Genomic DNA, 6,131 nt, shown 5'->3' on the forward strand with positions numbered 1-6,131 from the left:
GGTCAGCCGTGAGATGACGCAGCCGACGGCCTGGCGGGCGATGGCCTGCTTGTCGGGGGAGATCGTGGTCAGGGTGACCGCCCCGAAGCGGCCCTCCTCGATGTCGTCGAACCCCACCACCGCGACGTCCCGCGGAACGTGCAGCCCGCGCTCGCCGAGCACCCTCATGGCTCCGATCGCCTGGAGGTCGTTGTAGGCGAAGACCGCGTCGGGCCGCACTCCGCGGTCCAGCAGGGCGGCCATGGCCTGCGCTCCGTCCGCCCGGCCGTAGCCGTCGGTGGGGGCCACCAGTGAGTCGTCGTGTGGCAGCCCGGCCGCGGCCAACTCCTCCCGCCACCCCTGGAGGCGCAGATGGGCGGGCTGCCGGGCGCTCTCCGCCCGCGCGCCGAGGAAGGCGATCCGCTGCCGCCCCATCCCCGCCAGGTGGCGGACCGCGCTGCGGGCCGCGGCCACGTTGTCGATCGCGATGTGGTCGTAGGGGGCGTCGTACTCCCGCTCGCCGAGCAGCACGAGCGGCGCCGTGTCGGTGCGGCCGCGCAGGTCGTGGTTCTCCAGCTCGATCGGGGAGAGGATCAAGCCGTCGATCACATGGGTCCGGAAACCCTGGCAGACGAGCATCTCCTTCTCCCGCATGCCGGCGGTGTGGTCCAGCAGCACGGTGTAGTGGTGGCGGGCCGCGGCGTCGATGACCGCGCTGGCCAGCTCGGCGAAGTACGGGTTGCCGAGTTCGGGGACGGCCAGCGCGATGATTCCGGTACGGCCCTTGCGCAGGTGGCGCGCGGTGAGATTGGGGCGGTAGCCGAGCTCGTCGATCGCCTGCTGCACCCGGGCTCGCATGGCCGGGGTGACGTGCGGATAGTCGTTGACGACGTTCGAGACGGTCTTGATGGACACTCCCGCTCGCAGCGCGACGTCTTTGAGGCTGACGCCCACGGCGTTCCCTCCTTGTCGGGCCGGGCGCAGGACTGCGACGGGTCCTGCGGCACGGCGTCTGTCATCAGGTGCGGCGTGCCCGCGCCAGGTACCGCTGGGCCACGACCACCACGATGAGGAAGCCGCCGCTGACCACGGACTGGTAGGACGAATTGAGCGAGCCTATCTGGTTGATCAGGTTCTGGATGACCGCGAGCAGCAGCACTCCCCATAGGGTGCCGCTCACCGAGCCGGCGCCGCCTGTCAGCAGGGTGCCGCCGATGACCACCGCGGCGATGGCGTCCAGCTCCATGCCCACTCCGAGGATCGTCACTCCGGAGGAGAGCCGGGCGGCGTTGAGCGCGCCGGCGAACCCGGCGAGCAGCCCGCTGAGCAGGTAGACCAGGATCCGGGTGCGGGCCACCGGCAGCCCCATCAGGGTCGCGGCGTCCGAGCTGCCGCCCACCGCGAACAGCGACTGGCCGAACGAGGTGCGCTGCAACGCCACCCCGCCCGCGGCGAACAGCACCAGCGCGATGAGCACCGGATACCCGAAGCCGCCCACCGTCCCCTGGCCGAGTTCGGCGAAGGCCGAGCCCCGCGGCACCAGATAGGTGGTGGCGCCCTCGTGGGTGAGGGCGAGCAGCAGTCCGCGGGCCCCGAGCAGGGTGGCCAGGGTGACGATGAAGGGGGCCATGCCGGCCCGTGCGATCAGCAGTCCGTTCAGCGTGCCGATCGCCCCGCAGACGGCCAGCGGCAGCAGCAGCGCGGCCCACAGACCGTACTGCGAGGCCCAGGCGGCCAGGACGCCGCCGAGCGCGAACACCGATCCGACCGAGAGGTCGATGCCGCCGGTGATGATCACCAGCGTCATGCCCAGGGCGACGACGGCGATGAAGGACGCCTGTACGGCGATGTTCTGGGCGTTGTCGAGCGTGCCGAAGGACGGGAAGACGAGTGAGGAGACCAGGACGACCGCCACCAGGACGGCGAGAGCGCCGTGCCGTTGGAGGAGCGATGTGATCCGCTCCTGGCCGGTGGCCGGGGAGGGGGACGCCGTCGTCGAACGGAGGGCGGCCGACAGCGGCCGGGGGGTGGTGAGTGACTTCATCGGGACCGACGCTCCCGGGCGACGTAGACGGCGACGAGGATGATGGCGGCCTGGGCGATCTGCGCGGTGGAGTCCGGCAGGTCGTGCTTGACCAAGGTGGCCCGCAGCAGCTGCATCAGCAGCGCGCCGGTGACGGTGCCCAGCACCCGCACCGAGCCGCCGGTCAGCGGCGTGCCGCCGACCACCACCGCGGTGATCGCGGACAGCTCCATGAGGTTGCCGAGCGCGGAGGGGTCGCTGGCGGTCAGCCGGGCGGTGGCCAGCACGCCGGCGAGCGCCGCCAGGACGCCGCACAGCACGTAGACGCCGATCAGGACCCGCTTGACCGGCAGCCCGGCGAGCCCGGCGGCGGCCCGGTTGCCGCCCACCGCGACCAACTGACGGCCGAAGGTGGTGCGGTGCACGAGGCCGGCCACCGCCAGCGCCAGGACGCCCGCGGTCAGTACCACCACGGGGACGCCCAGCACCTCCCCGCTGCCCAGCGCCAGCAGGTCCGGGTTGACGATCTGCTTGAGCTGCCCGTCGGCCATCACCAGGGCCAGCCCCCGGCCGCCGACGAACAGGGCCAGGGTGGCCACGATGGGCTGCAGGCCCACCACCGCGACCAGGGTGCCGTTGACCGCGCCCACCACGACCCCGGCCACCAGCGCCACGAGCAGTGCCGGGATCAGGCCGTAGCCGAGATAGAGCGGCAGCAGCGCGGTGGCCAGCGCCATCGTGGACCCCACCGACAGGTCCACGCCCTCGGTGCCGATGACCAGCGCCATGCCGAGCGCCACGATGACGACGGGGGCGACCTGCACCAGCTGGGTCCGCAGGTTGGCGACGGTCAGGAAGTGTTCGGTGAACGCGGCGTTGAAGGCGAGCAGCACCAACACCGCCGTGTAGACGCCGTACTTCTGGAACCAGGCCGGTGCGGCGAGCCGGACCGCGCTCCGTCCCAGTGCCGGCGACAGCTGGGTCATTCCTGCTCCTTGTCCGTGTGCGGCGCTGTGTGTGGGGTTTCGGCGGCGGGCTCGGGGGTGTGCGCGGCCAGCATGTCCAGCAGTTCGGGCTCGCTGACCAGGTCGCCGGCCAGCTCACCGGCCACCGCGCCGCCGCGCAGCACCACCAGCCGGTCGGCGCCCTCCACCAGCTCCTCGACGTCGGAGGAGATCAGCAGCACGGCCAGCCCCTCCTGCGCCAGTTCGTCGATGAGGGCCTGCACCTCGGCCTTGGCGCCGACGTCGATCCCGCGGGTGGGCTCGTCCAGCAGCAGCACTTTGGGCTCCAGGCAGAGCCAGCGGGCCAGCAGCACCTTCTGCTGATTGCCGCCGGAGAGCTCCTCGACCTTCTGCTCGGGGCCGGCCGCCTTGATCCGCAGCCGCTTCATGAAGACCTCGACGATGCGGTCCTGCTGCTTGCGGGAGACGACACCGGCCCGGGAGAGGCGGGGCATGGCGGCCAGGACGATGTTCTCCCGCACCGACAGGCCGGGCACGATGCCTTCGGCCTTGCGGTCCTCGGAGAGCAGGCTGACACCGGCCCGGATCGCCGCGGCGGGAGACGGCCGGCGCAGCGGTCTGCCCGCCACCGAGACCGTGCCGGAGTCCAGCGGCAGCGCACCGACCAGGGCCTTGGCGGTCTCGGTGCGCCCGGAACCCAGCAGGCCGCCCAGGCCCAGGACCTCCCCCGGACGCAACTCGAGTGACACCTCGTCGAGCAGGTGGCGGCGGCTCAGGTTCTCGGCGGTGAGCACCGGTTCCCGGGCGGCGTCATGCTCCGCGCCGAAGCCGGTGACGCCGTGCCGGCGGACCTCGGCGACCTCCCGGCCGAGCATCATCGAGACCAGCTGCATCCGGTCCAGTTCCGCGAGCGGGCCGGTGTGCACCAGCCGCCCGTCGCGGAGCACGGTGACCCGGTCGCAGATGCGGTACAGCTCGTCCATCCGGTGGCTGACGTAGAGGATGGCGATGTCCCGGCTGTGCAGCTCCTCGATCACCCGGAAGAGCGTCTCCACCTCGCGCGGCTCCAGCGCGGAGGTCGGCTCGTCCATCACCACCACCCGGGCCCGCACCGAGACCGCCCGTGCCAGCGCCACCATCTGCTGGGTGCCCACGCCCAGGGTGTTCAGGGGGCGGCGCACGTCGGCCGTGACTCCGAAGCCGGCCAGCAGCTCGGCCGCCTCCCGGTGCATCCGGGGGAAGTCGATCAGGCGCAGGCGGTTCTTGGGTTCGCGGCCCAGGAAGATGTTCCGCGCCACGCTCATCATCGGGACGAGGTTGACCTCCTGGTAGATGGTCGAGACGCCGGCCTGCTGCGCTTCGTGCGGCCGGGCGAAGGAGACCGGCTGCCCGCCCAGGCGCAGCTCTCCCGTGTCGGGGCGGTGCACGCCGGTGAGCACCTTGATCAGGGTGGACTTGCCGGCGCCGTTCTCGCCGACCAGGGCGTGGATCTCACCGCGGCGCAGCGTCAGGGACACGTCGTCGAGCGCCACCACGCCGGCGAAGCGTTTGCCGACGCCGACGGCCTCCAGCACCGTCGGTGGCGCGGCGCCGTCCGCGTCCGGGTGCGGTGCGGCGACTGCCGCTTCGGGGGGTGCCATGGGGTCAGGCCTTCCGTGGGTCGGTGAGCGGGGAGCGGGCCGCCCGGTCCAGGGCCTGTCGTCACATTCCCGTCGTCGCCCGAAGGGCGGGCTCGCGGCGTCTGGTGCGTGCTCTGGGGGTCCCCCCTGCTCGAAGAGCTTGGGGGAGTGCCGGGCGGAAGTCCTTGTACTGGATGTACTCGGACTTTCGCCCGGTGCGGCGAGTGGGGGTCCCCCCTGCTCGAAGAGCTTGGGGGAGCGTGCCGGGCGTCGCGAGGCAGACGGGAATGTGACGACAGGCCCTAGGGGCGGCCCGGGTGGCCCGAGGGCGTCTCAGTAGGCTCCGGACAGGGAGTCCTTGGCGTTGGACGCGTCGTAGGCGCGGTCGGAGATGATCACGTTCTCCGGGATGGCCTCGCCGGCGAAGAACTTCTGCGCGGTGGCGAAGGCCAGCGGGCCGAACCGGGGGTTGGACTCGATCACACCGTTGTACTGGCCGTCGGCCAGGGCCTGCACCGCGTTGCGGGTGCCGTCGATGGAGATGATCTTGACGTCCTTGCCGGGCTTCTTGCCGGCTCCCCTGAGGGCGGTGACGGCGCCCAGGCCCATCTCGTCGTTCTCCGCGTACACGGCGGTGATGTCCGGCTTGGACTGGATCAGCTGCTCCATCACCTGCTGGCCCTTGTCGCGGGCGAACTCGCCGGTCTGCTGGGCCACGATCTCCAGGCCCGGGGCCTTGGCCCCGATCCGGTCGACGAAGCCCTTGGTGCGGTCGGTGGTGACGTTGTTCCCGGACGCGCCCAGCAGGATCGCGACCTTCCCCTTGCCGCCGGTCACCTCGATCATCGCGTCCGCCGCCCGCTTGCCCTGTTCGACGAAGTCCGAGCCGAGGAAGGCCACGTAGTCCTTGCAGGCGGTGGCGTTGAGCTTGCGGTCGACGGTGATCACGGGCACGTGCTCGGCCGCGGCGGCCTGGAGTGCCGGTTCCAGGCCGTCGGAGTTCAGCGGCGCCACGATGAGCAGCTGCGCGCCCTGGGCCAGCATGTCCTTGATGTCGCTGATCTGCTTGGACAGTTGGGACTGGGCGTTGGTGGTGAGCAGCTTCTTGACGCCCAGTCTGGCGGCCTCGTCCTTGATGGACCGGGTCTCGGCGATCCGGAAGGGGTTGGCCTCCTTCTCGGACTGCGAGAAGCCGACGACCGCGTTCTTCAGGTCGATCCTGGTGGCGCCGTAGGTCTCCAGGGTGCAGCCCGAGCCCGAGGAGTCGGCGGACGGCGACTGCACCACCTGGGCGCCCTGGCTGGTGTCGGAGGAGGCCGTGCCGGTGCCCTCCTCCTTGGCGCAGCCGGCGGCGAGGGCCGCGGCGGCGGCGAGGCAGGCGGCGGCCACGAGACGGGATCTGCGAGGGGTGGTCATGGTCGGTGCACTCCTTGCGTGGTGGGGCGACTGCTCTGTCGCGGCGAGGTCGACGACGTCGTCCGGATCGCCGAAGGGGCCGCACGGTGGGAAATGCGGCGTCGCGCACGTTCTCGGCAGGGGGCGGGG

5 protein-coding genes are annotated in these 6,131 nt (G+C 71.7%); all 5 read right to left on the bottom strand.

Annotation, left to right across the window (positions count from 1 at the left end):
- The coding region (locus RH94_RS04590; protein WP_234425539.1) for a LacI family DNA-binding transcriptional regulator at positions 1-933 on the bottom strand (933 nt) is incomplete at its 3' end.
- Positions 934-997: 64 nt separating this feature from the next.
- On the bottom strand, positions 998-2,023 hold the full coding sequence (locus RH94_RS04595) for an ABC transporter permease (RefSeq protein ID WP_073946367.1): 1,026 nt from the start codon (positions 2,021-2,023) through the stop codon (positions 998-1,000).
- Entirely contained in the window at positions 2,020-2,988 is a 969-nt protein-coding gene (locus RH94_RS04600; RefSeq protein WP_073946368.1) for an ABC transporter permease, read from the bottom strand. The genes RH94_RS04595 and RH94_RS04600 overlap by 4 nt, the downstream gene beginning before the upstream one ends.
- Positions 2,985-4,607, bottom strand: coding sequence for a sugar ABC transporter ATP-binding protein (locus RH94_RS04605; RefSeq protein WP_073946369.1), 1,623 nt, complete (start codon positions 4,605-4,607; stop codon positions 2,985-2,987). Before RH94_RS04605 ends, RH94_RS04600 begins: the two co-directional genes overlap by 4 nt.
- Before the next feature lie 312 nt (positions 4,608-4,919).
- Entirely contained in the window at positions 4,920-6,002 is a 1,083-nt protein-coding gene (locus RH94_RS04610) for an ABC transporter substrate-binding protein (protein WP_073946370.1), read from the bottom strand.
- Positions 6,003-6,131 lie beyond the last annotated feature (129 nt).

Source organism: Streptomyces kebangsaanensis (assembly GCF_001906585.1).
In the GTDB taxonomy this organism is placed as follows: Bacteria; Actinomycetota; Actinomycetes; order Streptomycetales; family Streptomycetaceae; genus Streptomyces; species Streptomyces kebangsaanensis.